Below are 26,805 nucleotides of genomic sequence, written 5' to 3'. Positions count from 1 at the left end.
CGGAGGAGCGGCGGCATGCGGATCGCGGTCTGGCAGGCGCGGGGTCCCGATCCCGGCGCGGTGCGGCTCGACGGGGCCGCCGCCCGGGCCGCCGCGGCGGGGGCCGACGTCGTCGTGACCCCGGAGCTGTTCGCCACCGGCTACGGCGCTGCCGGTCCGGGAGGCGGGTTCGGCCCGGCCGACCTCGGCCTGCTCCCGCGCCTGCGGGAGATCGCCGCCGCGCACCGCGTCGCCGTCGTCGCGTCCGAGCCGGACGGGGGCCACATCACCGCGGTGGTGATCGGCGCCGACGGGACCGTCGGCGGCCGCTACCGCAAGACCCATCTCTGGGGCGACGACGAGCGCGCGGCGTTCACCCCCGGCGACGGGACACCGCTGATCGTCGCGATCGGCGGCCTGCGCTGCGCGGTGATCGTCTGCTACGACGTGGAGTTCCCCGAGGTCGTCCGCGGCCTCGCCCTGGCGGGCGCGCAGGCGGTGCTGGCCCCGACGGCGCTCGACGACGAGGCCGTCGCCCGGGTTCTCGTCCCCGCCCGCGCCATGGAGAACCGGATTGCGCTCGCCTACGCGAACCAGATTGGCCCCGGGTTCTGCGGCGCCTCGGTGATCGCCGGCCCCGACGGCCGCGAGCTCGCCCGGGCCGGGGCCGAGGACGAGGAACTGCTCGTCGCGGACGTCACCGCCGACGACCTCGAGCGCGCCCGGGGCCTCGGGGACTACCTCGCCGACCGACGCCCGGAGACGTATTCATGATCGAGCCGGGCCCGAGCATGCTGGTCCCCGACTTCCCCTTCGCCTACGACACCTACCTCGCCCACCCCGCGGGCCTCGGCGCCGTCCCGGAGGACGCGAAGGGCACCGAGGTCGCGGTGGTCGGCGCGGGCATGGCCGGGCTCGTGGCCGCCTACGAGCTGATGCGGCTCGGGCTGCGCCCCGTCGTCTACGAGGCGGGCGAGATCGGCGGCCGGCTGCGCTCCCAGGCCTTCCCCGGCGCGCCCGGCGCGGTCGCGGACCTCGGCGGCATGCGCTTCCCCGCCTCCGGCCGGGCCTTCGGGCACTACCTGCGCGTCCTCGACGTCCGGACCTCGCCGTTCCCCAACCCGCTGGCCCCGCACACGCCGTCGACGGTCATCGAGCTCGCGGGCCGCCGGCACTACGCGGAACGCGCCGAGGACCTGCCGCCGGTCTTCGGCGAGGTCTCGCGGGCCTGGGCGGCCGCCCTCGCCGACGGCGCCGAGCTCCCGGCGCTGCGCGCGGCGATCGGCGCCCGGTCCCCCGGCGCGATCAAGCAGATCTGGAACCGGCTCGTCCCCCGGCTCGACGACGAGAGCTTCGCCGGCTTCCTGGCGCGGTCCTCGTCGTTCGCCCGGTTCGAACACCGCGAGCTCTTCGGCCAGGTCGGGTTCGGCACCGGGGGCTGGGACACCGACTTCCCGAACTCCATGCTGGAGATCCTCCGCGTGGTCGCGACCGACGCCGACGACCAGCACGTCCGCATCCAGGGCGGGGCCCAGACGGTGCCGCTCGCGCTGTGGCGCCGCGCCCCGTCGTCGCTCGCGCACTGGACGCCCGGGGCGTCGCTGGAGTCCCTGCACGGCGGGTCGCCGCGGCCCGCGGTCCGCGCGCTGCGACGCCTCGACGACGGTCGGATCGGCGTCCTCGACCGCTGGGGCACCGAGCGGCCCTACGCCGCGGTGATCTCGACGGTGCAGTCGTGGCTGCTCTCCGCCGGGATCGACACGGACGAGTCGCTGTTCAGCCACGAGGTCTGGATGGCGCTCGAACGCTCCCACTACATGCAGAGCTCGAAGACGTTCGTGCTGGTCGATCGCCCGTTCTGGCGCGACCGCGACCCGGAGACGGGCCACCACGTCCTGTCCACCACGCTCACCGACCGGATGACGCGGGGGACGTACCTGCTCGACGGTGGCGGCGGTCTCGACGATCCCGACGCCGTCACCCGACCCGCCGTCCTGTGCCTCTCGTACACCTGGAACGACGACGCCCTGAAGTGGCTCGCGCTGCCCACCGACGAGCGGGTGCGCCTCATGCTGCACTCGTTGCGCCAGATCTACCCCGACCTCGACGTCGCCTCCCACATCCTCGGCGAGCCGATCACGATCTCCTGGGAGCGCGAGCCGCACTTCATGGGCGCGTTCCGCGGCAACCTGCCGGGGCACTACCGCTACCAGCGCCGCATGTTCACCCACTTCATGCAGGAGGGGTTCGCGCCCGGGCACCGCGGCATCTTCCTCGCGGGCGACGACATCTCGTTCACCCCGGGCTGGGCCGAGGGTGCCGTGGATACCGCGCTCAACGCGGTGTGGGGCGTGGTCCGCCAGCTCGGCGGGCACGCCGCCCCGAGCAATCCCGGGCCGGGAGACCGCTTCGCGGAGCTGGCGCCGGTCGAGCTGTAGATCGTCGCGGGTCCTACAGCCGGGTGGCCACGCGGACCAGCTCCGCGAGCGCCTGGGACCGGCTCTGCGGCGGCCACGCGAGAACCGTCGTGACGGCAGGCGCGTCCACGACGGGCACCCCGACGACGTCCTCACGCCAGGTGGCGCGGGCGGAGTCGGGCAGCACCGCCGCGGTGCGGCCCAGCGCGACGAGCTCGCGCAGCTGCGTCGCGTCCCGGACGTGGGGGCCCGGACCGCCGGGGTAGGTGCCGTCGCCGCGGGGCCAGACCGGCAGCGGCAGGTCGGGGAGGTCGGCGACCTCGGCCATCCGCAGCTCGGCGCGCTCGCCGAGCGGGTGCCCGGCGGGCAGCATCGCGACCTGGCCCTCGGTGAGCAGCTCCTCGGTGTCGAAGCCGGCGGTGGAGTCGAACGGCCGGTGCAGCAGCGCCACGTCGGCGCGCCCGTCGCGCAGCATCGGCTCCTGCTCCCCCGGACCGCACAGCGCCACGTCGACGGCGACCGATCCGGGCTCCGCGGCGTACGCGGCGAGCAGCTTGGTCAGTAGTTCCTGGGACGCCCCGGCCTTCGCGACGAGGACCAGGCCGGGCTCGACGTGTGCGGCGCGGCGGGTGCGCCGTTCGGCGGCCTCGACCGCGGCGAGGGCGGCCCGCCCCTCCACCAGCAGCACCGCTCCGGCCTCGGTCAGCGAGACCCCGCGCGTGGTGCGCTCGAGCAGCCGGGTCCCGAGCCGACGCTCGAGCCGGCCGATCGCCCGGGACAGCGGCGGCTGCGCGATCCCGAGACGCTCCGCGGCCCGGCTGAAGTGCAGCTCTTCGGCGACGGCGACGAAGTACCGCAGCTCACGGGTCTCCACACCCCATTCATACCCTCGCGGTATCGCTGGGCACCCGGTCGGTCTTGGACGCCGGGCCGCCGCCGGGATGACGATCGATCCCATGAGCAGCACCACCGCCCTGGTGACCGGGGCGAACAAGGGCATCGGATTCGAGATCGCCGCCGGGCTGGGAGCCCGCGGCTGGAGTGTCGGCGTCGGTGCCCGGGACGAGGCGCGGCGGGAGGCCGCCGTCGAGAAGCTCCGGGCGGCAGGCGTCGACGCGTTCGGCGTCCCGCTCGACGTCACCGACGACGCGAGCGTCACCGCCGCCGCGGCGCTGCTCGAGCAGCGCGGCGGTCTCGACGTGCTGGTCAACAACGCCGGGATCACCGGCGGGATGCCGCAGGACCCGACGACGATCGACCTCGACACCGTCCGCACGGTCCTGGAGACGAACGTCTTCGGCGTCATCCGCACCACCAACGCGATGCTGCCGCTGCTGCGTCGCTCCGCCTCGCCGCGGATCGTGAACATGTCCTCGAGCGTCGGGTCACTCGCCCGCCAGCAGGCCGACCAGGCCGGCCCGGTGGGTGTCGCCTACGCGCCGTCCAAGACCTACCTGAACGCCGTGACCTACCAGTACGTCCGGGAGCTCGAGGGCACGAACATCCTGATCAACCTCGGCTGCCCGGGGTTCGTCGCGACCGACCTCAACGGCCACCGCGGGCATCGCACCCCGGAGCAGGGTGCCGCGATCGCGATCCGGCTCGCGACGCTGCCCGACGAGGGACCGACCGGCGGCTACTTCGACGACGCCGGCGCGATCCCCTGGTGATCAGACGGTGGTCGGCTTGTGGGAGGGCCGGGTCTTCTCGTAGGCGGTGATGTCGGCCTCGTGGCGCAGCGTGAGGCCGATGTCGTCGAGACCCTCCATGAGCCGCCAGCGGGTGTAGTCGTCGACCTCGAATCGCACGACGAGGTCCTCGGCGGTGATCGTCTTCGCGCCGAGGTCGACGGTGAGCTCCATGCCGGGCCGCGACTCGATCTTCTTCCACAGCAGCTCGACGTCGGAGTGCTCCACGGTCGCCGCGAGCATGCCTGCCTTCGACGAGTTGCCCTTGAAGATCTCGCCGAACCGCGAGGAGATCACCACGCGGAACCCGTAGTCCATCAGGGCCCACACGGCGTGCTCGCGGGAGGAGCCGGTGCCGAAGTCCGAGCCGGCCACCAGGACCGAGCCCCGGTCGTAGGGCTCGACGTTGAGGATGAACGACGGGTCGGACCGCCACGAGGCGAACAGGCCGTCCTCGAACCCGGTGCGCGAGACCCGCTTGAGGTAGACGGCCGGGATGATCTGGTCGGTGTCGACGTTCGACATCCGCAGCGGGGTGCCGATGCCGGTGTGCGTCGCGAACTTCTCCATTGCTCGGTCCCCCTCAGGCCAGGGTCAGGGTGGTGGGCGTGAGGTCCTCGGGCGAGGACAGCGTGCCCCGGACGGCGGTGGCGGCCGCGACGAGCGGCGACACCAGATGCGTGCGCCCGCCCTTGCCCTGCCTGCCCTCGAAGTTGCGGTTCGAGGTGGAGGCGCAGCGCTGGCCCGGCTCGAGCTGATCGGGGTTCATGCCCAGGCACATCGAGCACCCGGCGGAGCGCCACTCGGCACCGGCCTCGGTGAACACCGCGTCCAGGCCCTCCTGCTCGGCCTGCGCCTTGACCTTCATCGACCCCGGGACGACGAGCATGCGCACCGAGTCGGCCACGTGGTTGCCGCGCAGGACGTCGGCGGCCGCGCGCAGATCCTCGATGCGGGCGTTGGTGCACGAGCCGAGGAACACGGTGTCGACGGCGACGTCGCGCAGCTTCGTGCCCGGTGTCAGGTCCATGTAGGCCAGCGCCTTGCGCGCGGACGCGGCCTTGTCCTCGTCGGCGATCTGCTCCGGGTCGGGCACCTCCTCGCCGAGCGGGACCCCCTGGCCGGGGTTGGTGCCCCACGTGACGAACGGGGTGAGCGTCGAGGCGTCGATGTGCACGACGGTGTCGAACTCGGCGTCGTCGTCGGTGCGCAGCTGTCGCCAGGCGTCGAGCGCGGTCTCCCACTCGGCGCCCTGCGGAGCGTGCGGGCGGTCGTGCAGGTAGTCGAACGTGGTCTCGTCCGGGGCGACCATTCCGGCGCGCCCGCCCGCCTCGATCGACATGTTGCACATGGTCATGCGGGCCTCCATCGACATCGCCCGCACCGCCTCGCCGCGGTACTCGAGCACGTAGCCGGCGCCGCCGCCCGTGCCGATCTGCGCGATGACCGCCAGGATGACGTCCTTGCTGGTCACGCCAGGACGCAGGGCGCCGTCGATCTCGATGGCCATCGTCCGGAACGGGCGCAGCGGCAGCGTCTGGGTCGCGAGCACGTGCTCGACCTCGGAGGTGCCGATCCCGAAGGCGAGCGCGCCGAACGCGCCGTGGGTGGAGGTGTGCGAGTCGCCGCAGACCACCGTGGTGCCCGGCTGGGTCAGCCCGAGCTCCGGGCCGATCATGTGGACGATCCCCTGGTTGTCATCGCCCATCGGGTAGAGCCGGACGCCGAACTCCTCGACGTTGCGGCGCAGCGTCGCCACCTGCGTCGCCGAGGTCTCGTCGGCGATGGGCTTGTCGATGTCGATCGTCGGGACGTTGTGGTCCTCGGTGGCGACCGTGAGATCGGGACGGCGGACCGGGCGACCGGCCAGACGCAGCCCGTCGAAGGCCTGCGGGCTCGTCACCTCGTGCACGAGGTGCAGGTCGATGTAGAGGAGATCCGGCGCGGCGTCCGCTCCGTCGCCCGTTCCCCCGGCCCGGACCACGTGCTGGTCCCAGACCTTCTCCGCGAGTGTGCGTCCCACCGTCTGTCCCACTCTCACTGACGTCCCGCCCTGGTCCATCTCACAGGGTGGGACTACTGTGTCGTTCCGTGGGACAGAGTAGCGGAATCGGCGTGCTCGACAAGGCGGTGGGGGTGCTGCGGGCCGCGGCGGTCGCCCCGTGCGGCCTCGGCGAGCTGTGCGAGCGCACCGGGCTCCCCCGCGCCACCGCGCACCGGCTCGCCGTCGGGCTGGAGGTGCACCGGTTGCTCGAGCGCGACGCCGACGGACGCTGGCGGCCCGGGCCTGCGCTCGCGGAGCTGGCGCACGGTCATCACGATCCGCTGCTCACCGCCGCCGAGGAGGTACTGCCCACGCTGCGCGACCTCACCGGCGAGAGTGTCCAGCTCTACCGGCGCGAGGGCGACTCCCGGGTCTGCGTGGCGGCGTCCGAGCCGGCCTCCGGCCTGCGGGACACGGTGCCGGTCGGGGTGCGCATGCCGCTCACGGCCGGGTCGGGCGCGAAGGTGCTCGCCGCGTGGTCGGAGACCGACGCGCTCCTGGTCGACGGTCGCTCGCCCGCCGAGGTGTTCGGGGCCGAGCTGCTCGACGAGGTCCGGCGTCGGGGCTGGGCGCAGAGCGTCGCGGAGCGCGAGGCCGGGGTGGCGAGCGTGTCCGCGCCGGTCCGGGGCCCCGACGGCGGGGTGGTCGCGGCGGTGTCGGTGTCCGGTCCGGTCGACCGCATCGGGCGCAAGCCGGGCTCGCGCTGGGCGAACGACCTGCTCGCGGCGGCCAAGGACCTGGAGAAGGCCCTGACCTGAAGCCGCCCTTGCTCCTCCGCTGATCAACAGCACACCGGGCAGCCCGAGCGGCACACTGACCAGCCTGGTGTGCCCCTCGTCGTCGGGCGACCAGAACGTCTCTCGACGACGGGTGCACCAGGCAGCCCACGCGGCCTCGCGCCCTGCGTGACGTGCCCCTCGCCGCGCGGAATGCCCTTGCCCGGCGACCTAGGCTCGGGTGGTGAGCGAGCCGACAGAGATCACCACGGCAGAGCAGCTCCGCGAGGTCGTCGGGGAACCGGTACGCCGCGCCGTCGTGAAGCAGCGCGACCGCCTCGACGACACCGACCGGGCCTTCATCGCCCGCAGCCCGTTCCAGATGATCGCGACGTCCGGGGCGGACGGCTCTCTCGACGTCTCCCCCAAGGGCGATCCGGCGGGCTCGGTGTACATCCCGGACGACCGCACCGTCGTGCTCCCCGACCGACCGGGGAACCGCCGGGTGGACGGGTTCGTCAACGTCCTCGAGAACCCGCACGTCGGGCTGATCTTCCTGGTGCCGCGGCGCACCGACACGCTGCGCGTCAACGGCTCGGCCCGCATCCTGCTGGACCCGCCGTACGCGGAGGACCTGCGCCACAAGGGTCACGTCCCGCGCATCGTCCTCGAGGTCGCCGTCGAGGAGGTCTTCACCCACTGCGCGAAGGCGTTCCTGCGCTCCGGGCTGTGGGAGCCGGAGAAGTGGCCGGAGGACGACCTGCCCTCCATCGCGCAGATGGCGACCCGCACCACCGACGACATGACGCTCGCCGAGATGGAGAACTACTACTCGGAGGAGAACACCCGCTCGATCCTCTACCGCGCGACGCCGCCCTGAGATGCCAGGATCGGCCGGTGCGCCGCAACTCCCATGAGGCCCTGTGACCGCGCCAGGACCCGCCGTCGACGCCCTGACCGCCCGCTTCGTGGCGGCCCTGGGTCGTCGCGGGGCGATGGCGGAGCTGATGGCCCTCGCCGGCCTCGGCGGGCCGCCGCTGCTGACCGCGACCCCGCCGGACGTCCCCGTGCTCGCCCACCTCGACGAGGCCGTCGCCCGGGTCGGGGACGAGGTCGACGGCCAGCTCCGGGATGCCGTGGCGCTGGTCGCGGGGCGCGCCGAGTGGACCCGGACCGCCGGCTATTCGGCGGACGAGACCCTCTTCGCGGGCTACGCCCACGCCGAGCTGCGCGGGTCGGACGACGACGAGGTGATCATCGGGCTCGTGCTGCTCGGCCCGGGCGTCCACTACCGCGCCCACCACCACCCGGCCGAGGAGTACTACCTCCCGCTCGGCGGGATCCGGTGGGACCACGGTGACGGCTGGGTCGACGAGCCGCCCGGCGAGCTGATCCACCACGAGCCGTGGCAGCCCCACGCGATGGTCACCGACGACCGACCGGTGCTGCTCGCGTACCTGTGGTTCGGCGAGGTCGCCACCCCGTCGGCCTTCGTGGCCGGCTCCTCGTGACAGACGAAAGCGCCGTGGTCCGGTGTGGACCACGGCGCTCGGCATCTTGTCGATGTAGCCCCGAGGGGATTCGAACCCCCGCTACCGCCTTGAGAGGGCGGCGTCCTAGGCCGCTAGACGACGGGGCCCTAGGAGGAACAGCGCCGGGAACCTTACCGGACCCGCGGAGCGCCGCTCACAGCTGGGGTACCAGGACTCGAACCTAGAACAACTGGACCAGAACCAGCCGTGTTGCCAATTACACCATACCCCATGGCGATCACCGAGCGTGACTGAAACCAGTCCTGCCCGATGTCTGTTCACATCGTAGAACATCGCCGCGTACCCGTCCGACGCCCCCCGGACAGTCGGGCTCGGCCCAGGTCACCACACGCGACCGCACCCGCTCCGGCCCCGGGAGGCGCTCGGTAGGCTGGAACGGTTGACACCCGGTCCCCGACCAGCAGGGAAGCCACGCCCGTGAGTGCGCGCCACCAGCAGAGTTTCGCCCCGCTGCCCGCGAGCGTCGACCTGCCCGCGATCGAGCAGGAGATCCTCGAGCGCTGGGACAAGCGGGACGTGTTCCGCCGGTCGCTGGAGCAGACCGCGCAGGGTGAACCCTGGATCTTCTACGAGGGCCCGCCGACGGCCAACGGCACACCGGGCACCCACCACGTCGAGGCCCGCGCGTTCAAGGACCTCTTCCCCCGGTTCAAGACGATGCGTGGCTACCACGTCCCGCGCCGCGCCGGGTGGGACTGCCATGGCCTGCCGGTCGAGCTCGCCGTCGAGAAGGAGCTCGGTTTCACGAGCAAGGGAGACATCGAGCGCTACGGCATCGCCGAGTTCAACGCGGCGTGCCGCGAATCGGCGCTCCGGAACGTCTCGGCGTTCGCCGCGATGACCGAGCGCATGGGCTACTGGGTGGACCTCGACGAGGCCTACCTGACGATGGCCCCGCGCTACGTCGAGAGCGTGTGGTGGTCGCTCAAGGCGATCCACGACAAGGGCCTGCTCGTCGAGGACCACCGGGTCACCCCGTACTGCCCGCGCGACGAGACGCCGCTCTCCGACCACGAGGTCGCCCTCGGCTACGAGGACACCGTCGACCCCTCGGTCTACGTGCGGTTCCCGCTGACCGACGGCGTCTGGGCGGGCGCGGACCTGCTCGTGTGGACGACGACACCGTGGACGCTGCCGTCGAACACCGCGGTGGCGGTGGCCTCCGACGTCGAATACGTCCGGGTGGCCCGCACCGAAGGCCCGGATCTGGTGCTCGCCGACGCACTCGTCGGCCAGGCCCTGGGCGAGGGCGCCGAGATCACCGACCGGAAGACCGGCGCCGAGCTGATCGGCAGCCACTACCGCCGGCCGTTCGAGCTGGTCGACGCCGAGCGCTTCACCGCCCCGGGCGCCGCGAACACCGCGTGGCGCGTCGTGCACGGCGACCACGTGACCACCGAGTCCGGCACCGGCCTGGTGCACATGGCCCCCGCGTTCGGCGCCGAGGACCACCAGGTCGCCCGGGCCGAGGGCCTCGAGATGGTCAACCCGGTCGGGCCGAACGGCCACTTCGACGACGACGTCCCGCTGATCGGCGGGATGTTCTTCAAGGCGGCCGACCCGACGCTGGTCGCCGACCTGCGCGAGCGCGGGGTGCTCTTCCGCTCCGAGCACTACGAGCACTCCTATCCGCACTGCTGGCGCTGCCACACACCGCTGATCTACTACGCGCTGCCCAGCTGGTTCATCCGCACGACGGAGGTCCGTGACCGCCTCGTCGAGGAGAACGAGCGCACCAACTGGTACCCGCCGCACATCAAGCACGGGCGCTACGGGGCCTGGCTGGAGAACAACGTCGACTGGGCGCTCTCCCGCAAGCGCTACTGGGGCACCCCGCTGCCGGTCTGGCGCAACGACGCGGACCCGGACGAGGTCGTCGTCGTGGGCTCGCTGGCCGAGCTCGGGGCCCACGCGGGCCAGGACCTCAGCGCACTCGACCCGCACCGTCCCTACGTCGACGACGTGACGTTCCCGGCGCCGTCGGGGAGCGGCACGATGCGGCGGGTGCCCGACGTCATCGACGTCTGGTACGACTCCGGCGCGATGCCGTTCGCCCAGTGGGGCGCGCCGCACGATCATGAGGCGGACTTCGAGCAGGCCTACCCGGCGCAGTACATCTGCGAGGCGATCGACCAGACGCGCGGGTGGTTCTACTCGCTGATGGCGGTCGGGACGCTGGTGTTCGACCGGTCGTCGTACGAGAACGTCGTCTGCCTGGGCCTGCTGCTCGACGAGCACGGCCGCAAGATGTCCAAGCACCTCGGCAACGTCCTCGACCCGTTCGAACTGTTCGCCACCCATGGTGCCGACGCGGTGCGGTGGCTGATGCTGGCGCAGGGGTCCCCCTGGGTCGACCGGCGCGTGGGCCACGAGACGCTGCGCGAGATCGTCCGGAAGGTCCTGCTGACCTACTGGAACACCGCGTCGTTCCTGGTCACCTACGCGAATGCCGCCGGGTGGTCCCCCAGCTCCGCCGGGGGCACCGACACTGCTCCGGCGCCGGACGACCGGCCCGCCATGGACCGCTGGGCCCTCGGCGAACTGCGGGCGTGCGTCACCGAGGTCACCGCCGCGCTCGACGACTTCGACTCCTCGCGCGCCGGCCGAGCGATCGTCGCGTTCGTCGACGACCTGTCGAACTGGTACGTCCGCCGCTCGCGTCGCCGGTTCTGGGACGGGGACGCGGCCGCGCTCGCGACGCTGCACGAGTGCGTCGAGACGGTCAGCCGACTGATGGCGCCGTTCACGCCCTTCGCCACCGACTACCTCTGGACCCTGCTGCAGGGCGAGGGCGGCACGGGCCTGCCCGAGGGAACGCCGGACTCGGTGCATCTCGCGCCGTGGCCGGAGGTGGCTCCCACTGCTGGCAGGGAGGACGTGCTGCGGCGGGAGATGGACGTCGTCCGCCGAGTGGTGGAGCTGGGTCGTGCGACGCGGGCGGCCTCCGGCGTGCGGACCCGCCAGCCGTTGTCGCGTGCCGTGGTCTCGGCACCCGGGTTCTCCGAGCTGGCCGCCGCCGCGCTCCGGGGTCCCGGCCAGGAGCGCGAGCTGCTCGCCGAGATCGCCGAGGAGCTCAACGTCGCCGCGGTGGAGACCGCCGGGGCGGACCTCGTCGAGATCGAGGTGAAGCCGAACTACCGCGCGCTGGGCAAGCGCTTCGGCAAGCAGACCCCGACGGTGGCCGACGCCGTGAAGGCCTCGACCGACGCCCCCGTGGGCGGAGTCCTGACGGTGACCGTCGACGGCGCCGCCGTGGAGCTGTCCGGGGACGAGATCCTCGTGTCGGAGACCCCGCGCGAGGGTTGGGCGGTGCGCTCCGAGGGTGGCCTGTCGGTCGGGCTGGACACCGAGCTGACCGACGAACTGCGGGCCGCGGGCCTGCTGCGCGACGTACTGCGGTTCGTGCAGGACGCCCGCAAGCAGCTCGGCTTCCAGGTCTCCGACCGGATCGACCTGTGGTGGACCGCCTCGCGCGAGGACACCGCGTCCGCGATCCGCGACGGCGCCGGGACGCTCGGCACGGAGGTCCTGGCGACCTCGGTGACCGAGGGCGATGGACCGTCGGAGCTCTCCGCGCAGCGCTCCGAGGATCTCGGCCTCACCGTGTGGGCCCGCGTCGCCCGATGATCACCACCCGGCGGATCCCCGTCGGTACGCCCGACGACGGGCCGTATGCGCTCGCCGTCGATGCCGCCGGGGACGTCTGGGCCACCCTCGTGTACTCGGGGCGGCTCGTACGGGTCCGCGGCGACGGCGGCGGGGTCGCCGAGACCGTCGACCTGGGCGCGCCCGAGAGCCGTCCCTCCCGGATGGCCGTGACCGCCGACGGCAGCCTCTGGTGCACCCGCACCGGCGACCACCGGGTGGAGCGGCTCCTGCCCTGCTCGGACCCGGCGGGTGCGGGACGGTCGCGACACAGCGTCGTCGTGGACGGCGCCGGGCCCTACGACGTCACGGTCGGCCCGGACGGCGCGGTGTGGTTCACCGCGATCGCGGCGGAGTCGGTCGGGCGCATCGACCCGGACACCGAGGAGGTGTCGCTGTTCCCGCTGCCGCGTCCCGGGATGCCCGCCATGATCACGACGGGTCCGGACGGCGCCCTCTGGTGCACCCTCAACAGCGCCGGGGCGCTCGCCCGGGTGGCCGTCGGCGGCGCGGTCAGCGTGCACGAGCTCCCCGACCCGGGGTGCGGACCGGTCGGCATCACGGCGCGCCCCGACGGGCTGTGGTTCGTCGAGATCCTGGCCGGCCGGGCGGGGCGCCTCGATCCCGCGGGCGGCGTCGTCGAGTTCGACCTCCCCGATCGCGACGGGAAGCCGCACGCCGTCGTCGCGACCGACGACGGCTGCCTGCTCACCCTCTGGGGCGGCAGCGCGCTGGTCGGGCTCGCTCCCGACGGCAGCGCGACACCGCACGACGTGCTGGCACCGGGCGACCACCCGCACGGGCTGCTGGTGCGCGGCGGCGAGGTGTGGGTCGCCCTCGACAGCGGCGACCTCGCGGTGCTCTCGATCTAGAGTACGGTTTCAGGATCATCCTGTTGCTTCATGGGATGGTGGCGTGCGACGGTGCTCGCATGAGTCTGCCGAGGACCACCGACCGTGAGACCTGGCTGCGGGAGCGACGCGCGCTGCTCGAGCAGGAGAAGGAGCTGACGCGCGCCCGCGACGAGCTCAACCGTCGTCGTCGGGAACTGCCGATGGTCGAGGTGAGCGAGGACTACCGGTTCACCGGTCCCGACGGCGAGCTGTCGCTGCGCGAGCTCTTCGGGCCGCACCAGCAACTCGTGGTCAGCCACTTCATGTTCGACCCGGAGTGGACCGACGGCTGCCCGAGCTGTTCCGCCGGCGCCCAGGAGTGGTCGCCGGGCATTCGGGAGCACCTGCACAGCCGCGACACCGAGCACGTCTTCGTGTCGCGGGCGCCCTACGAGCGGATCGCCGACTACCGCGACCGGATGGGCTGGACCTTCCCCTGGTACTCGTCGTCCGGGACGGACTTCAACGCCGACTTCGGCGTCACCGTCGACACCTCCGGTGATCTGATGACCTACAACTTCCGCGAGAACCCGACCTGGGACGGCGCCGAGGCCACCCACGAGATGCCGGGGACGAGCTGCTTCCTGGCCGTCGACGGGCGGGTCTTCCACACGTACTCGATGTACGCGCGCGGCCAGGAGTGGTTCGGCGGCTCCTACGCCTATCTGGACCTCACGGCGCTCGGACGCCAGGAGGACTGGGAGGAGCCGAAGGGGCGGGTCGAGGCCGCGCGCGCCGGGGTGCCGGTGTTCGACTGAAGAACGGCGACGGTGTCGTCGGGCTCCTCCCCGGCATCGCATCCGGATCCAGGGGCTCACCTGCCGGCCGGGCAGAGTCCGGGATTCACTGAAATGGCCTAGTCCGGGGACCGCGGGAATCCGCCGAGATTGTCAGACCCTCGAACTAGTGTTCGAGTCATGACAGCGCTCCTGCCCACGGCGGGCGGACTGAGCGGGGAGTTCGAGGAACCCCCGCTCGGCCCGCCATCGGCTGCTGGGCTGGATGCGGATCCGGACTCGTTCGCCGGAGAGACGGCTCACGCCGGCATGGTCGCGGCGTTCCACGCGAAGAACCGCGCCGCGTGGCAGCAGTACCGCTGGTTGCTCTCGGCGTGCCGGTCCAGGGCAGGAACCACCACGCGGCGCCTCGATGACCCTCGCGCACCGCAGGCTGCCGCCGCCGCGTTCGGCTGGTCGAGCATGATGGCCTCCGCCAAGTACGACTTCGCCCGCGACATCCTGGAGCGCCTCCCCGCGATCGGCGAGGCCATGCGCGAGGGATGGCTCGAGGAGCAGAAGGCCTCGAACATCGCGTCCACGGTGCGCGACCTCGACGATGCGGAGGCTCGGCTCGTCGTGGCGCGCGTACTGGGCCAGGCGCCCGAGCTGTCGCACCGCGCGCTCACGACCCTCACCGAGAAGACCGCCGCGGACGTCGACCCGGGCTGGGACGAGGCCCGCCGAGCCGCCGCCATCGCCCGTGCCCGGGTCCTCGCGAGGATCGCGCCCTCCGGTGCCGCCGAGCTCTCGGGTCTCGATCTGCCGGTCGAGCCGGCGGTCGAGGCCCACGGCCACATCGTCGCGGTCGCCGATGCCGTGCGCGCGGCCGTCCGGGCCCGGGGCCGAGACCTCACGGTCGGCACCGTGCAGTCCCACGTGTTCGTGCGGCTGCTGCACCACGACCTGCTCGGAGCCGACGACGCCACCCTCGCCGAGACCCTCACCGACGAGCTCGCCTCCGCGCCACCCGACGACGACCACCCCGGGGAGCCCGACGGCCCTGACGACGACGGTCCCGATGACGACGAGGGCGACGACGACCTACCTCCCGACGGCCCCTCGGACCCGACGGACGAGCCGGGCCCGGACGACTCCAGGAATGCGGGCGACGAGCCCGCGGAAGGACCGGATGACTCCGGCGCCCGCGACACCGGCGCGCTCGCGTTCCGGAGCGGCCTGGCGGTCCGTCTCGGGCTGACCACTCTGCTCGGCCGGGATCGACAGCCCGGCGAGCTCCCCGATTGGGGCGTCGTCGCCGCGAGCACCGCCCGCCGGCTCGCTCGTGCACGCCGGGACGCGTCCTGGCGGGTGATCATCTACGACCCCGGCGGCCAGTTCGACCAGGTCCTCACGGTCCGACCGCCCGGCGAAAGGTCCGTGCCCGGGGAGCCCCATCGCCGCCAGGTCGTGGAGCTCACCGCCACCAGGGCGATGATCGACGCGCTCGATCCCGTGGAGCACCTGGGGTTCGAGGCCGACCTCGTCCGCCAGGCGCGCGCCGCGCTCGCGGCCGCCCGCGCCCGGGCGCCCGAGGACCACCCCGCGGTCACCGCGAACGACGCCCGACGCAGGCACCCCGGCGCCGAGCTCGATCGCCACGTGCGCGGTCGCGACCGGTGCTGTCGCTTCCGCGGCTGCACCCGCCCGGCGATGGGCTCCGACCTGGACCACACCGTCGACTGGCAGGACGACGGGCTGACCCTCGCGGGCAATCTCGGCGCCCTGTGTCGATACCACCACCGGCTCAAGCACGACGCCGACAGCGGCTGGAGCGTGACCCAACCCACCCCGGGACGGTTCGAGTGGATCAGCCCCCAGGGCGCCCGACATATCGTCGAGCCACCCGTCGAGCACGACCTCGCGGCATCACCGGCCCGGGCCGATGGTGGATTCAGCGTGCCCTCCGACGCGTTCGTGCCGCGCCCGGCCGAGCCCTGGGCACCGCGACGCAACCACCACGGCTACCTCACCGACGCCGCCCGGTCGACCGCGGGCGACGTCGCACGGCAATTGCGGGCCGTCGCCGACGAACCCCCGAGCCGCTATGACACCGACCCGGACTTCTAGCCCATGCTCAACCGCCGCGCACCACCGTCGCCGGGCCGCTAGGCGTAGCGGGCGTAGCCCTCGTCGAGCGGACCGCCGGCGCGGTCGAGCTCCGCGCGCCCGCACCGCACCAGCCCCGTGGAGTCGGTGAAGGTGGCCGCGGCGAGACTCGCGAGACATGCGGGGTCGCGCTCGTCGGCGAGGTCGTCGAGATCGCCGCCGAGCTGGACCTCGGCACTGCGGTCCCGGTCCTCGACGACGGCGTCTTCACCTCCGCCGGGTAGCGCCCCGGCCGTCATCCGCTCCCCCGCACCACCAGACGCGGCGAGAGCAGCCGGTGCTCGGCGGTGTGCCCGTCGAGGCGCCGGGCGAGCACCTCGAGCAGGGTGCGGCCCAGCTCGTACTTGTCGGTGTGCACCGTCGTCAGCGGCGGGTCGAGCAGGGCAGCCATGGTGATGTCGTCGTAGCCGACCACCGCGACGTCGTCGGGCACCCGGCGCCCCGCCTCGCGCAGGGCCCGGACCGCGCCGATCGCCAGCAGGTCGTTGAACGCGAACACGGCAGTGACCTCGGGATGACGGGCGAGCAGTTCGCGGACGGCGGCCGATCCCGCGGTGACGGTGGGGGGCCCGGAGACGACGTGGTCCGCCGGCTGCGGATGCCCGCGCTGGGCGAGGACGGCGAGGAACGTCTGACGCCGGACCGGGTCGACGCCCACGGCCCCGTCGAGCATCCCCAGTCGGGTGTGACCCCCCTCGTAGAGGTGCTCCACCGCGGCGCGCGTCCCGGCGGCGAAGTCGGAGATCACCGAGGCCACGCCCTCCCCCGGCGCCCGGCGGTCCGCGACCACGAGCGGCAGCCGCCGCCCGAGAGCGACCAGGGACTCGTCGTCGAGGGCCTCGAAGAACCCGATCGCCCCGGCCGCTCCGGAGTCGACGATGGCCCGGGTCGCTTCCCGTTCCGCATCCGCGTCGGCGTCGGTGTTGTGCACGACGACGGCGAGCCCGCGCCCGGCGGCCGCGTCGAACACCCCGCGCGCGACGGCGGGGAAGAAGGGGTTGGCGATGTCGGAGAGGATCAGGGCGAGCGTGCCCGCGCGCTGGGTGCGCATGCCGCGGGCGAAGGCCGAGGGCCGGTAGTCGAGCTCCTCGATCGTCGCGAGGACGCGGTGGCGGGTCGCGGCGCTGATCTCGCTCTTGCCGTTCATGGCGCGCGACACCGTCTGGCGCGACACCCCGGCGACCCGGGCCACGTCGTCGATCGTGACCCGCACGCTGGGGTGAGGCGCCCAGCCGCCGGCCGTTCCGGACGCGTCCCCCACGCCGGTGACCCTAGAGGTCCCGACGGGCGCCCGGGGCCGGTGCGACCTCGCGCACCGTCGGTCCGGGGTCGCCGGGCACGGCGCGGCAGGCGACGGCGACGTCGTCGAGGGACGCACGGCGAACGAGCGCGAGCACCGACCCCCCGAACCCGCCCCCGACGATGCGGGCTCCGAGGGCGCCGGCGTCCTCGGCCGCCGTGACCAGGGCATCCACCTCGGGGACCGACACGGCGAAGTCGTCGCGCAGGGAAGCCTGCGAGGCGGAGAGCACCGGCCCGACCTCGGCGGGCCGCCCGGCACGGAGCAACCCGACGACCTCGTGCACCCGTGCCTGTTCGGTCACCACGTGGCGGGCCCGGCGGCGCAGGACGTCGTCACCCAGCCCCTCGACCGCGGCGAGGTCCGCGTCCCGCAGCGCGGGCACGCCGAGCGCCGCGGCGGCCGCCACGCAGGCGGCGCGACGGTCCGCGTACCCGCCGTCGGCGAGGTCGTGGCGCACGCGGGAGTCGATGACGAGGATCCCGAGGTCGGCGTCCTCGAGGCCGAGGGCGACGTCCTCGGTGGCCATCGAGCGGCAGTCCAGCAGCAGCGCCGAACCCTCCCGGCACAGCAGCGACGCCGCCTGGTCCATGATCCCGACGGGCGCCCCGACGACGTCGTTCTCCGCCCGCCGCCCGGCTGCGGCCAGGGCGAAGCGGTCGAGGTCGGCGCCGCTGCACTCGGCGACCGCCAGTGCGACGGCACTCTCCAGCGCCGCCGACGACGAGAGTCCGGCCCCCAGCGGGACCTCGCCGTGCACGACGAGATCCCAACCGGACGGCGCGACCCCGGCCTCGCCCAGCGCCCACACGGTGCCGAGCGGGTAGGCGGCCCAGCCGGTGGCCTCGTCGAGGGCCCCGACGGTGGTGCTGACCGGCTGGGTGCCCGGGTCGGAGGAGCAGACGGTGACGGTGCCGTCCGTGCGTCGCGCGACGGCCACCCAGGTGCGGCGGTCGATCGCGAAGGGCAGCACGTGGCCCTCGTTGTGGTCGGTGTGCTCGCCGATGAGGTTGACCCGTCCGGGTGCGGAGAAGATCCCGTCCGGCTCGTGGCCGTGGGCGGCGGTGAACGCCCGGCGGACGTCGTCGAGCGCGCTCATGCCGGGACCTCCACGTCGGCCGCCGCCGCCCGCAGACGCGGCGCGGCCACCTCGGGGGCGACGTCGGTGAGGAACGCGCCCCCGAAGGTCTCGGAGCCTGCCAGGTACTTGAGCTTTCCCTCACCACGGTGCGGCGGGCAGATCTCCAGGTGCAGGTGGCCCAACGTCGGGTCAGCCTCCGGTCCGGTGCCGCCCACGGGTGCGCTGTGGATGCCGAGCAGGTAGGAGGTGCGGAACCCGAAGAACGCGTCGTAGCCGGCGAGCACGCGGGCCAGGACGCGGGCGAGGTCGTCGCGGGCCGCGGCGTCGAGCTCGGGGAGCGTGCCGACGTGGTCGCGGCTCCAGATGTCGATCTCGTAGGGGAACCGGGCCCACGGCGGCACCCCGGCCAGGAAGTGCGTCCCCTCGACGACGACACGGGGCCCGCCGGTCTCCTGCGCGACGACGTCGCAGAACACGCAGCGCCCGGTCCGGCCGCGGTGCTTCGCGGCGGCACGCTGCTCGCGCGAGGGGCGCGGCGGCACGTCGGGGTAGGCGTAGATCTGGCCGTGCGGGTGGTGCAGCGTCACCCCGACCGCCTCGCCCTTGTTCTCGAAGGGCAGCACGTAGGCGATGTCCGGGTCCCGGGCGAGCGCCGCGAAGCGGTCGGCCCAGGCGTCGACGAGCACACGGACCCGTGCCGTCCCGACGGAGGCGAGGGTGGCCTCGTGGTCGTCGGTGAACACGACGACCTCGCAGTGGCCGTACGCGGGCGCGACCGGGACGAGGTCGGTGCCGGCGATGTCGGGGGCGGGCGGCGTGGCGGTGAGTGACGGGAAGCGGTTGTCGAAGACGGCGACCTCGAAGTGCTCGCGGGGGATCTCGGTCTCCGGGCCGCCCGGCCGCGTGGGGCACAGCGGGCAGGCGGCGGCCGCGGGCTTGTAGGTGCGGTCCTGGCGGTTGGTCGCGAAGGTGACCCACTCGTCGTGGGTCGGGTCGTAGCGCCGCTCGCTCACCGGGAGAGCCCGTAGTACGTGATCCGGCGTCCGTCGGCGAGGCGCTCCTCGGAGACGACGAGGCCGGGGGTGGTGGCCGGCCCGCCCGCGGTGTCAGGAAAGTCGCGTTGCGGACGTTCAGCGTCAGGAACGCGACTTTCCTGACGCGACGTCGCGCCCGTCGAGTCACCCGGCGTCGTCATCGATCGCCCTCCCCACCTCGGTGCTTCATGCCCTCTTGACGCCCGCCGCGCCGGGGCGCCAGTCTGTGGCCCGCCTTACGATAACGTTCACGGGAACATTCCCGGAACATCCGCTCCACTGCAAGGGGTCGCGATGCTGCGCCTGAACCCGGGATGGCTGGACTACTCGCTCCTGGCGCTCTACTTCGTCGTCGTCCTGGGCATCGGCGTCGTCGCGCGCCGCGCCGTCGGGACGAGTGCGGACTTCCTCCTCGCCGGCCGGTCGCTCCCCGCGTGGGTCACCGGCCTGGCGTTCGTCGCCGCCAACCTGGGCGCGACCGAGATCATCGGTATGGCCGCGAACGGCGCCCAGTACGGCGTCGCGACGGTGCACTACTACTGGATCGGCGCCATCCCGGCGATGGTCTTCCTGGGCATCGTGATGATGCCCTTCTACTACCGCTCGAAGGTCCGGTCGGTGCCGGAGTTTCTCCGGCTGCGGTTCGGCAACGGCACCCACGTGCTCAACGCCGGGGTGTTCGCCGTCGCGAGCGTGCTCATCGCCGGCGTCAACCTCTACGCCCTCGCGATCGTGCTCAACGCCCTGCTCGGCTGGCCCCAGTTCCTGGGCATCGTGGTGTCGGCTGCCGTCGTCCTCGTCTACATCGGCTTCGGCGGCCTGGGGTCGGCCATCTACGGCGAGGTGCTGCAGTTCTTCGTCATCCTCGCCGGCCTGATCCCGCTCGCGATCGTCGCGGTCCGCTCCGTCGGCGGGTTCGGCGAGCTCACACGCCGGGTCACCGACTCGGCGCTGGGTCCGCAGGGCCTGCACGCCTGGCAGGGCACCGGGGTCGGCAACGTCACCAACCCCATCGGCGCCAACTGGATCGGCATCGTCCTGGGGCTGGGCTTCATCCTGTCGTTCGGCTACTGGACGACGAACTTCGCCGAGATCCAGCGGGCGCTGTCCGCCAAGGACCGCTCGGCGAGCCAGCGCACCCCGCTGATCGCGGCGTTCCCGAAGCTCTTCATCCCCGCGGTGACGATCATCCCCGGCCTCGTCGCGCTCATTGCGATCCCGAACTTCGGCAACAGCGACTCCGGCGGTCTGGAGTACAACGACGCGATCCCCGCTCTGATCGGCCAGCTGCTCCCCGAGGGTGTCCTCGGCATCGCGATCACCGGCCTGTTCGCGTCGTTCATGGCCGGCGTCGCCGCCAACGTCAGCTCGCTGAACACCGTGGTCACCTACGACCTCATCCAGCCCTATCTCGCCAAGGGCCACAGCGACCGCTACTACCTGACGGCGGGGCGCTGGGTCACCGTCGCCGGCGTCGTGATCGCCATCGGGACCGCGCTGCTCGCCTCGTCCTTCAACAACATCATGACCTACCTGCAGTCGCTGTTCGGGATCTTCAACGCCCCGATCTTCGCGACGTTCATCCTGGGCATGTTCTGGAAGCGCACCACCGGCTGGGGTGGCTTCTCCGGCCTCGCCTCGGGTGTCGCCGCCGGGACGCTGGTCTTCATCCTCGCCCAGGCGAAGGTCCTGACCTTCGGCTCGGACATCGAGGTGACCTTCTACCAGGCCGGCGCCGCGTTCTTCGTCGACCTCATCGTCACCGTGATCGTCTCGCTCGTCACCGCGAAGCCGGCGCCCGAACGGCTCGCCGGGATCGTCTACGGCGTGCCCGGTGCCGACGGCGTCGTCCCGACGCTGCGCCAGCCCCGCGAGGCGGTGTGGTGGCGCAAGCCCGTGCTGCTGGGCGGCATCGCGCTCGCGCTCACCGTCGTGCTCAACATCCTCTTCGCCTGACCCCGGAAGGCCGGACAACCATGAGCAACCCAGTCGAACCCGGGACGCAGACCCCGGAGGACACCGTCGTGACCGGCAGCCGGATGCAGCGGCTGTTCGACCTGCGCTACGTCATCGGCGCCCTGCTCGGCGTCTACGGGGTGATCCTCGTGATCCGGGGCCTGCTCGACGGACCCGAACAGCTTGCCCGGGCCGCCGGGACCGCCATCAACCTCTGGACGGGAATCGCCCTCGTCGTCGTGTCCGCGCTCTTCCTGCTGTGGGCGCGGGTGCGACCGCTCGGCATCGAGGTCGACGAGGATAGGTGACGGCCGCCGAAGAACGCTGAGGCTCAGACCTCGGGCCCCACGTCCGGGACCGGGCCCATCCGCGGCGTGCGGCCGTCGGCGAACGTGATCGGCGGCAGCAGCGTCCGGATGGGCCCGACGGAGCTGTCCACCTCGACGAAGCGTCCCCGCTGTTCGTGCTGCGGGTGGGTGAGCACCTCGTCGAGCGTGCGACGGCGGGCGTTCGCGACGCCCGCCCGCTCGAGCCGCTCGACGAGCTCGTCGCCCGTCAGTCCGGCGAGCACCGCGTCGATCGCCCCGTGCAGCGCGGGGCGGTTCTCGACGCGCGCCGAGCCGGTGGCGAAGCGCTGGTCCGAGGCGACGTCGACGTCGTCGAGCACCACCTCGCAGAAGCGCTGCCACTCCCGCTCATTCTGGATGCCGAAGACGACCTCGACGCCGTCGCCCGCCGCGAACGCCCCGTACGGCGCAATCGCCGGGTGGCTCGTCCCGGCCCGGACGGGGGCGTGGCCGCTGCCCGCCGCGTACTGCAGCGGGAAGCCCATCCACTCGGACAGCGCATCGAACAGGCTGACCTCGAACGCGGTGCCCTCACCGGTGCGCTCGCGGTCGTAGAGCGCGGCGAGGATGCCGGAGAACGCGTACATGCCCGCGCCGATGTCCGCGGCGGGGATGCCGGCCTTGGCCGGGTGCTCCTCGGTCCCGGTCACCGAGACCAGACCGGCCTCGGCCTGGATCAGGAGGTCATAGGCCTTGGCGTCCCGGTAGGGCCCCGTCGAGCCGTAGCCGGAGATGCTGCAGTGGATCAGGTCGGCATGGTCCCGACGGAGCTCGTCCGCCCCGAGCCCGAGCCGCTCGGCCGCCCCCGGTGCGAAGTTCTGGACGAAGACGTCGGCCTGCGCGATCAGCGCACGGACCCGGGCCAGCTGATCAGGGTCCTTGAGGTCGGCGCTCACCGACTCCTTCGACCGGTTCAGCCAGACGAAATGGCTGGAGAGGCCGTGCACGACGGTGTCGTAGTCGCGCGCGAAGTCGCCACGGCCCGGCCGCTCGACCTTGACGACGCGAGCGCCCAGGTCGGCGAGGTGACGGGTCGCCAGCGGTGCGGCGACCGCCTGCTCGCAGGACACGACGAGGACGCCCTCCAGCGGCAGCGCCCTCCGGGGGACAGGGTCGGTCATGGCCTGATCGTGCCTCCCATCCGCGGCGTCCGCTGATCGTCACACTCCGATACTCGCCTGAACGGCGTCACGCGAACGGGTGAGCGTCGTTCCTTCGGTGAGTGGCGGATCTCGAGCAGCGGGATCGACCTCACGCGAACGGGAGCAGCACCCGGATGAGACGCAGTACGCGGGCAGCGACGGCGGTCGTGGTCACCTCGGCTCTCGGTCTCGTGGTGGCGGCGACGTCGGCGCCCGGAGGGTCGCCGACCGTGCTCGCCGCGGGTGGGCACATCCTCCTGGCGGACCACGACGACGGGTCGGGGGGCGACTCCGGCGGCTCGGACTCGTCCGGGGCCTCGGGCTCGTCCGGGTCCGACTCCGGCGGTGCGGCGCTCGACCTGGGCGGTGCGCTGTCGGGCTCCGGCTCCGGCTCCGGTTCCGACTCCGGGTCGTCGTCCGGATCAGTCGTGGGGGCGCACGACTCCGGGTCGAGCGCGGCCCGGCTGCCCGCCGTCGAGCTCCCGAAGGTCTCTTCGAGGAGCGGGCCGGCCTCGCAGGCCCCGGCCGTGTCCGCACCGACCGTGCCGGCGCTGAAGCTCCCGGCGGTCCAGGTGCCGCCCGTTCACCTCCCGGCCGTGCAGGTCCCGGCCGTGCAGGTCCCGGCCGTGCAGGTGCCTCCGGTCTCCCTGCCCCCGGTGCACCTGCCGGCCGTGTCGCTCCCGCCGGTCTCGCTCCCGCCCGTCCGGCTGCCACCTGTCTCGCTGCCGCCGGTGTCCCTGCCCCCGGTCTCGCTCCCGCCAGTCTCACTCCCCCCGGTGTCCCTGCTGCCGGCCGCGCCCCTCCCCGTCCTCACGCCGACGAACCCGCTCGCGTCCACGGCTCCGCTGATCGCGCCCGCCGACGTCCTCGCCGGCGTCATCGAGGCCCCCGCACTCCCCGCGTCGCTGCCGCTCTTCGGCCCGCCGACCGGCGACCAGGGCGTACTGCGGGTCGCCCACCTCTCGCCCTCGACGGGCGCGGTCGACATGTACGTCGCGGGCCCGGGGCTCCCCCGGACGCGCGTCGCCTCCGACGTCACCTACCGGACCCTGAGCACCTACCTCGCCGCGACGCCCGGCGTGTACACGCTCGAGGCGCGCCCGGCCGGGGCGGACCCGTCGACCCCGGCCGCGCTCACTGCCGCCGTCGCGGTGGCTCCGCGCTCGGCGCAGACGGCGGCGTTCGTCGACGTCGGCCCGAACTCCACACCCCAGGCCGAGGTGCTCACCGACGGCAGCACGCCCGCGCCCGCCGGGAAGGCGCTCGTCCGGATCGTGTCGGCGGCCGCCGGGGTGGGTCCGGTCGACGTCATCGCCCGCGGCGGTGGTGCCCTCGCCCAGGGCCTGTTCTACGGCTCCGGATCCTCGTACGCCGAGGTCGACGCCAAGACCTGGACGATGGACGTCCGCACGACGAACGGGGAAACCGCGGTCGCGACGGTGCCGGTCGCGAGCACGTCGGTCGCGACCGTCGTCGTGGGCCGGGACGCCCACGGCGCGCTCGCCGTCACCGCGGTCGCCGACGCCGCCTCGGCCTTCCCCGCGGCACCCGCGCCCGCTCCGGCCGCTCCCGCGGCACCGTCCGCGCCCGCACAACCGTCGAGTACTCCGGCCGCTCCGACGACGCCGCCCGCCCCACGCCCCAGCCCCACACCGCGGGCGGGCAAGCTCCCGCGCGGGGGTGTCCCGGCCGGCTTCGGCGGGATGGCCGCCGAGGAGAGCCGGCTCGCTCCGGTGCAGGTCCACGCCGTACCCGCCGCCCCGCCCAGCCCGCTCGTGCCGCTGTCCCCGCGCCTGGCGCAGCAGGCCGCCGCACCCCTCGTCGCCCTCGCGGCGCGGCCGGCGATGAGGCCTCTCGTCCCGCTCTCCGCCCGCCCGGCGACAGCTCCCGCGCAGGCCGCCTCCGCTCTCGCCGCCAGCCCGCTCGTACCCCTGAACGTCCGGGCCCCCGCAGCCCCGGCCGCCACGGCACCAGCGCCCCTGGCCCCGGCAGCGCCGATCGCTGCCGCCCGTCCGGCCGGCCTCGTCGTCCCCGCCGCGGGGATCGACGCCCGCGACGTCGGGTCCCTGGGACTCGACCGCGCCGGTGGACTCCAGGCACCGGCGACCCCCCACGACGTCGGGTGGTACCGGGACGGCGCGACCCCCGGCGACCCGGGGACCGCGGTGCTCGTGGGCCACGTCGACTCCTGGCGCGGGCCGGGCGTCTTCTGGCACCTGCGCGACCTCAAGCCGGGGGACGCGATCGACGTGCCACGCAGTGACGGCGGCGTGGCCCACTTCGCCGTGGACGCGATCGAGACCGTCGACAAGGACGCGTTCCCCGCCGACAAGGTCTACGCCCCGACGGCCGGCCCGTCGCTGCGTCTGATCACCTGCGGCGGGCAGTTCGACCGGGCGGCGCGGTCCTACGAGGACAACGTCGTCGTCTACGCCTCGCCGCGCTGAGGCTTCGCCGGAGCTGGCCGGGGACCGCATTCGGCCCCGGACCGGCGATGATCGCGATGTGCACGCGCCCGGCGGGCGCGCGGAGTTCGCCGGAGGGATGCTGCGCCGGTGCACATCCGCCCGGCCCGGGACGAGGACGCCGAGGTCACCGCCGCGATCACCGCCGTCGTCGCCGAGGAGGGCACGATCGGCGCACAGCCGCCGGTCGACGTCGCCGCCCGCGCCGCGGCCCTGCGCACGCTGCTCACCCAGGACGGGCGTGGCGGGGCGTGGGTGCTGTGCGACGAGGAGCGGCCCGTCGGCATCGCGACGGCACGGGAACGCGTCGGCGGCGTGCTCTCGCTGGGCATGATGCTCCTGCCCGAGGCCCGCGGCCGCGGCGGCGGACGCGCTCTGCTCGACGGCGTGCTCGACCACGCCCGTGCGACGGGGGCGCACAAGGTCGACCTCGAGGTCTGGCCCGACAACGGCCGCGCGATCGCCCTCTACGCGGCGGCCGGGTTCACCGTCGAGGGGCTGCGTGACCGGCACTACCGGCGTCGCGACGGGTGCCTGCGCTCCTCGTTGATCATGGCGCGACGCGTCGAGGGACCCGGGAACCCGGGTGATCGACCGTCCGTTGACTCTTCGTGATCACAGGGCGGATGATCTGCGTCACCCGATCCTGTTCCGGGCACCGTGAGTCACCAGGAGACCTCGATGCGCAGCAACCTGTTCGCCCCGGAGAACCAGGAGCAGGAGTCCACGCAGCCCGGACTCCGCCTGCAGAACTCGAAGATGCTCAAGATCGAGCTCGACGGCGAGGCGCTCGCCCGGCAGGGCTCGATGGTCGCCTACCAGGGCGACGTGCGCTTCGAGGCCAGGGGCGCGGGCGGGCTCGGCGGCTTCGTGAAGCAGAAGCTGACCGGCGAGGGCGTGCCCCTCATGCAGCTCTCCGGGCGGGGTGACGTCTTCCTCGCCGATGCCGCCGCCGACGTCCACCTCATCGACCTCGAGGGACCCGACGACGCCCTGACGATCAACGGGAAGAACGTCCTCGCGTTCGAGCCGAGCCTGTCCTACGACATCCAGATGGTCTCCGGCGCCGGCTCGATGGGCGGGGCCGGGCTGTTCAACTGCGTCTTCCGCGGCCGCGGCCGGCTCGCGATCACCGCGAAGGGCGCCCCGGTGGTGCTCACCGTCGACGCCCCGACCTACGCCGACCCGCAGGCGGCGATCGCGTGGTCGGCGGGGCTGCAGGTCGGGCTGCACCGGGCGGAGCAGTTCGGGCTCGGCACGCTCATCGGCCGGACCACCGGCGAGGCGTTCACGATGGCGTTCGCCGGGCGCGGGTTCGTCATCGTGCAGCCGTCCGAGGAGGTGCCGCTCAGCGCGATCGCGGGCACCGGGGGCGGTCAGCAGAGCGGCTCGGGCGGAGTGAACGTCGGCGGGGTGCTCGGCAGCCTCCTGCGGTGACCGGCGCTGGCGCCGGAGCACGCGGCCGCGCCGACGGTGACGACGGTCGAGCCCTACCTCGCCGGCACCTCCGCACGCGTCGTCGCCGAAGCTCTGGCCGACCGCCCGCACCGCCAGGTCATGCTCGGGACCCGACGCGAGGAGTCCCACCGCTACGGGACGCGGGCCGACCACGACGCCGCGCACGGCCTCGACGTCGACGGGGTGGCGGCTGCCTGGTGAG

The 26,805-nt window shown here is 73.3% G+C and carries 25 protein-coding genes and 2 tRNA genes; 16 read left to right on the top strand and 11 right to left on the bottom strand.

Going from position 1 to position 26,805, the window contains the following annotated elements:
• The first annotated feature begins 15 nt into the window (after positions 1–15).
• Both VGI02_RS21225 and VGI02_RS21220 read left to right on the top strand, forming a co-directional pair.
• On the top strand, positions 16–753 hold the full coding sequence (locus VGI02_RS21225) for a nitrilase-related carbon-nitrogen hydrolase (RefSeq protein WP_331630569.1): 738 nt from the start codon (positions 16–18) through the stop codon (positions 751–753).
• Positions 750–2,417 (top strand): flavin monoamine oxidase family protein, encoded by a 1,668-nt coding sequence (locus tag VGI02_RS21220; RefSeq protein WP_331630567.1) that lies wholly within the window; start codon positions 750–752, stop codon positions 2,415–2,417. The genes VGI02_RS21225 and VGI02_RS21220 overlap by 4 nt, the downstream gene beginning before the upstream one ends.
• A gap of 13 nt (positions 2,418–2,430) precedes the next feature.
• Here the strand turns inward: VGI02_RS21220 and VGI02_RS21215 are convergent, their stop codons facing one another.
• Positions 2,431–3,270 (bottom strand): LysR family transcriptional regulator, encoded by an 840-nt coding sequence (locus VGI02_RS21215; RefSeq protein ID WP_331630565.1) that lies wholly within the window; start codon positions 3,268–3,270, stop codon positions 2,431–2,433.
• An 82-nt stretch (positions 3,271–3,352) separates the two neighbouring features.
• Between VGI02_RS21215 and VGI02_RS21210 the strand changes: the two genes are divergently transcribed.
• Entirely contained in the window at positions 3,353–4,066 is a 714-nt protein-coding gene (locus VGI02_RS21210) for an SDR family oxidoreductase (protein WP_331630563.1), read from the top strand.
• Here VGI02_RS21210 and leuD read toward each other — a convergent pair whose 3' ends face one another.
• A complete protein-coding gene (leuD, locus tag VGI02_RS21205) occupies positions 4,067–4,654 on the bottom strand; it encodes a 3-isopropylmalate dehydratase small subunit (protein ID WP_331630561.1) in 588 nt (195 codons plus the stop codon).
• Positions 4,655–4,667: 13 nt separating this feature from the next.
• A complete protein-coding gene (gene leuC, locus VGI02_RS21200) occupies positions 4,668–6,107 on the bottom strand; it encodes a 3-isopropylmalate dehydratase large subunit (protein ID WP_414638340.1) in 1,440 nt (479 codons plus the stop codon).
• A gap of 68 nt (positions 6,108–6,175) precedes the next feature.
• Here leuC and VGI02_RS21195 point away from each other — a divergent pair, with 68 nt between their 5' ends.
• The 3 genes from VGI02_RS21195 to VGI02_RS21185 all read left to right on the top strand — a co-directional run bounded on the left by VGI02_RS21195 (position 6,176) and on the right by VGI02_RS21185 (position 8,355).
• Positions 6,176–6,886, top strand: a complete 711-nt coding sequence (locus tag VGI02_RS21195; protein WP_331630557.1) for an IclR family transcriptional regulator — start codon at positions 6,176–6,178, stop codon at positions 6,884–6,886.
• A 202-nt stretch (positions 6,887–7,088) separates the two neighbouring features.
• Positions 7,089–7,724: an MSMEG_1061 family FMN-dependent PPOX-type flavoprotein gene (locus VGI02_RS21190; protein WP_331630555.1), complete on the top strand. Its 636-nt coding sequence runs from the start codon at positions 7,089–7,091 to the stop codon at positions 7,722–7,724.
• Between the two features lie 43 nt (positions 7,725–7,767).
• Positions 7,768–8,355, top strand: coding sequence for a dimethylsulfonioproprionate lyase family protein (locus VGI02_RS21185; protein WP_331630553.1), 588 nt, complete (start codon positions 7,768–7,770; stop codon positions 8,353–8,355).
• Between the two features lie 55 nt (positions 8,356–8,410).
• Here the strand turns inward: VGI02_RS21185 and VGI02_RS21180 are convergent.
• Positions 8,411–8,483 (bottom strand) — tRNA-Glu (locus tag VGI02_RS21180).
• 53 nt (positions 8,484–8,536) lie between these two features.
• Positions 8,537–8,608 (bottom strand) — tRNA-Gln (locus VGI02_RS21175).
• Positions 8,609–8,814: 206 nt separating this feature from the next.
• Between VGI02_RS21175 and ileS the strand changes: the two genes are divergently transcribed.
• The 4 genes from ileS to VGI02_RS21155 all read left to right on the top strand — a co-directional run bounded on the left by ileS (position 8,815) and on the right by VGI02_RS21155 (position 15,781).
• Positions 8,815–12,024 (top strand): isoleucine--tRNA ligase, encoded by a 3,210-nt coding sequence (ileS, locus tag VGI02_RS21170; protein WP_331630551.1) that lies wholly within the window; start codon positions 8,815–8,817, stop codon positions 12,022–12,024.
• The gene (locus VGI02_RS21165; protein ID WP_331630549.1) at positions 12,021–12,914 is read left to right on the top strand and encodes a Vgb family protein; all 894 of its coding nucleotides are present in this window, start codon (positions 12,021–12,023) and stop codon (positions 12,912–12,914) included. The genes ileS and VGI02_RS21165 overlap by 4 nt, the downstream gene beginning before the upstream one ends.
• 59 nt (positions 12,915–12,973) lie before the next feature.
• Positions 12,974–13,693 (top strand): DUF899 domain-containing protein, encoded by a 720-nt coding sequence (locus VGI02_RS21160; RefSeq protein WP_331630547.1) that lies wholly within the window; start codon positions 12,974–12,976, stop codon positions 13,691–13,693.
• Positions 13,694–13,852: 159 nt separating this feature from the next.
• On the top strand, positions 13,853–15,781 hold the full coding sequence (locus tag VGI02_RS21155; RefSeq protein WP_331630545.1) for an HNH endonuclease signature motif containing protein: 1,929 nt from the start codon (positions 13,853–13,855) through the stop codon (positions 15,779–15,781).
• A gap of 38 nt (positions 15,782–15,819) precedes the next feature.
• Here the strand turns inward: VGI02_RS21155 and VGI02_RS21150 are convergent, their stop codons facing one another.
• Genes VGI02_RS21150 through VGI02_RS21130 form a run of 5 tightly spaced genes read right to left on the bottom strand, consistent with a single transcriptional unit; the run spans position 15,820 to position 19,396 of the window.
• Entirely contained in the window at positions 15,820–16,059 is a 240-nt protein-coding gene (locus VGI02_RS21150) for a hypothetical protein (protein WP_331630543.1), read from the bottom strand.
• Complete coding sequence (locus VGI02_RS21145) at positions 16,056–17,081, bottom strand: LacI family DNA-binding transcriptional regulator (protein ID WP_331630541.1); 1,026 nt, start codon at positions 17,079–17,081, stop codon at positions 16,056–16,058. Before VGI02_RS21145 ends, VGI02_RS21150 begins: the two co-directional genes overlap by 4 nt.
• Positions 17,082–17,091: 10 nt before the next feature.
• Entirely contained in the window at positions 17,092–18,219 is a 1,128-nt protein-coding gene (gene galK / locus VGI02_RS21140) for a galactokinase (RefSeq protein WP_331630539.1), read from the bottom strand.
• Positions 18,216–19,214 (bottom strand): galactose-1-phosphate uridylyltransferase, encoded by a 999-nt coding sequence (gene galT, locus VGI02_RS21135; RefSeq protein ID WP_331630537.1) that lies wholly within the window; start codon positions 19,212–19,214, stop codon positions 18,216–18,218. Before galT ends, galK begins: the two co-directional genes overlap by 4 nt.
• Positions 19,211–19,396 carry a hypothetical protein gene (locus tag VGI02_RS21130; RefSeq protein ID WP_331630535.1) on the bottom strand — a complete coding sequence of 62 codons (186 nt, stop codon included), beginning with the start codon at positions 19,394–19,396 and terminating at the stop codon, positions 19,211–19,213. Before VGI02_RS21130 ends, galT begins: the two co-directional genes overlap by 4 nt.
• Before the next feature lie 133 nt (positions 19,397–19,529).
• Between VGI02_RS21130 and VGI02_RS21125 the strand changes: the two genes are divergently transcribed.
• Positions 19,530–21,191, top strand: a complete 1,662-nt coding sequence (locus VGI02_RS21125) for a sodium:solute symporter family protein (RefSeq protein WP_331630533.1) — start codon at positions 19,530–19,532, stop codon at positions 21,189–21,191.
• Between the two features lie 20 nt (positions 21,192–21,211).
• Positions 21,212–21,499, top strand: a complete 288-nt coding sequence (locus VGI02_RS21120) for a hypothetical protein (protein WP_331630531.1) — start codon at positions 21,212–21,214, stop codon at positions 21,497–21,499.
• 23 nt (positions 21,500–21,522) lie between these two features.
• On the opposite strand, the gene VGI02_RS21115 is transcribed toward VGI02_RS21120, so the two are convergent.
• Complete coding sequence (locus tag VGI02_RS21115; protein WP_331630529.1) at positions 21,523–22,659, bottom strand: CaiB/BaiF CoA transferase family protein; 1,137 nt, start codon at positions 22,657–22,659, stop codon at positions 21,523–21,525.
• Positions 22,660–22,814: 155 nt separating this feature from the next.
• Between VGI02_RS21115 and VGI02_RS21110 the strand changes: the two genes are divergently transcribed.
• The 4 genes from VGI02_RS21110 to VGI02_RS21095 all read left to right on the top strand — a co-directional run bounded on the left by VGI02_RS21110 (position 22,815) and on the right by VGI02_RS21095 (position 26,804).
• Complete coding sequence (locus VGI02_RS21110; RefSeq protein WP_331630527.1) at positions 22,815–25,127, top strand: class F sortase; 2,313 nt, start codon at positions 22,815–22,817, stop codon at positions 25,125–25,127.
• Positions 25,128–25,235: 108 nt separating this feature from the next.
• Positions 25,236–25,760 (top strand): GNAT family N-acetyltransferase, encoded by a 525-nt coding sequence (locus tag VGI02_RS21105; protein ID WP_527249135.1) that lies wholly within the window; start codon positions 25,236–25,238, stop codon positions 25,758–25,760.
• Between the two features lie 66 nt (positions 25,761–25,826).
• Positions 25,827–26,582 carry an AIM24 family protein gene (locus VGI02_RS21100; RefSeq protein ID WP_331630525.1) on the top strand — a complete coding sequence of 252 codons (756 nt, stop codon included), beginning with the start codon at positions 25,827–25,829 and terminating at the stop codon, positions 26,580–26,582.
• Between the two features lie 36 nt (positions 26,583–26,618).
• Positions 26,619–26,804: a hypothetical protein gene (locus tag VGI02_RS21095; RefSeq protein ID WP_331630523.1), complete on the top strand. Its 186-nt coding sequence runs from the start codon at positions 26,619–26,621 to the stop codon at positions 26,802–26,804.
• Position 26,805: the final 1 nt, after the last annotated feature.

The sequence above is a fragment of the Actinomycetospora sp. genome (genome assembly GCF_036497245.1).
GTDB lineage: Bacteria > Actinomycetota > Actinomycetes > Mycobacteriales > Pseudonocardiaceae > Actinomycetospora.
This window is presented reverse-complemented; position numbering and strand designations above follow the sequence as displayed.

Coding starts and splice junctions, on each gene's coding strand:
- VGI02_RS21225 (WP_331630569.1), top strand. CDS start 16: ATGCGGATCGCGGTCTGGCAGGCGCGGGGTCCCGATCCCGGCGCGGTG.
- VGI02_RS21165 (WP_331630549.1), top strand. CDS start 12,021: ATGATCACCACCCGGCGGATCCCCGTCGGTACGCCCGACGACGGGCCG.
- VGI02_RS21125 (WP_331630533.1), top strand. CDS start 19,530: ATGCTGCGCCTGAACCCGGGATGGCTGGACTACTCGCTCCTGGCGCTC.
- galK (WP_331630539.1), bottom strand. CDS start 18,219: ATGAGCGCGCTCGACGACGTCCGCCGGGCGTTCACCGCCGCCCACGGC.
- VGI02_RS21120 (WP_331630531.1), top strand. CDS start 21,212: ATGAGCAACCCAGTCGAACCCGGGACGCAGACCCCGGAGGACACCGTC.
- leuD (WP_331630561.1), bottom strand. CDS start 4,654: ATGGAGAAGTTCGCGACGCACACCGGCATCGGCACCCCGCTGCGGATG.
- VGI02_RS21150 (WP_331630543.1), bottom strand. CDS start 16,059: ATGACGGCCGGGGCGCTACCCGGCGGAGGTGAAGACGCCGTCGTCGAG.
- VGI02_RS21160 (WP_331630547.1), top strand. CDS start 12,974: ATGAGTCTGCCGAGGACCACCGACCGTGAGACCTGGCTGCGGGAGCGA.
- VGI02_RS21220 (WP_331630567.1), top strand. CDS start 750: ATGATCGAGCCGGGCCCGAGCATGCTGGTCCCCGACTTCCCCTTCGCC.
- VGI02_RS21110 (WP_331630527.1), top strand. CDS start 22,815: ATGAGACGCAGTACGCGGGCAGCGACGGCGGTCGTGGTCACCTCGGCT.
- VGI02_RS21210 (WP_331630563.1), top strand. CDS start 3,353: ATGAGCAGCACCACCGCCCTGGTGACCGGGGCGAACAAGGGCATCGGA.
- VGI02_RS21155 (WP_331630545.1), top strand. CDS start 13,853: ATGACAGCGCTCCTGCCCACGGCGGGCGGACTGAGCGGGGAGTTCGAG.
- VGI02_RS21130 (WP_331630535.1), bottom strand. CDS start 19,396: ATGACGACGCCGGGTGACTCGACGGGCGCGACGTCGCGTCAGGAAAGT.
- VGI02_RS21115 (WP_331630529.1), bottom strand. CDS start 22,659: ATGACCGACCCTGTCCCCCGGAGGGCGCTGCCGCTGGAGGGCGTCCTC.
- VGI02_RS21100 (WP_331630525.1), top strand. CDS start 25,827: ATGCGCAGCAACCTGTTCGCCCCGGAGAACCAGGAGCAGGAGTCCACG.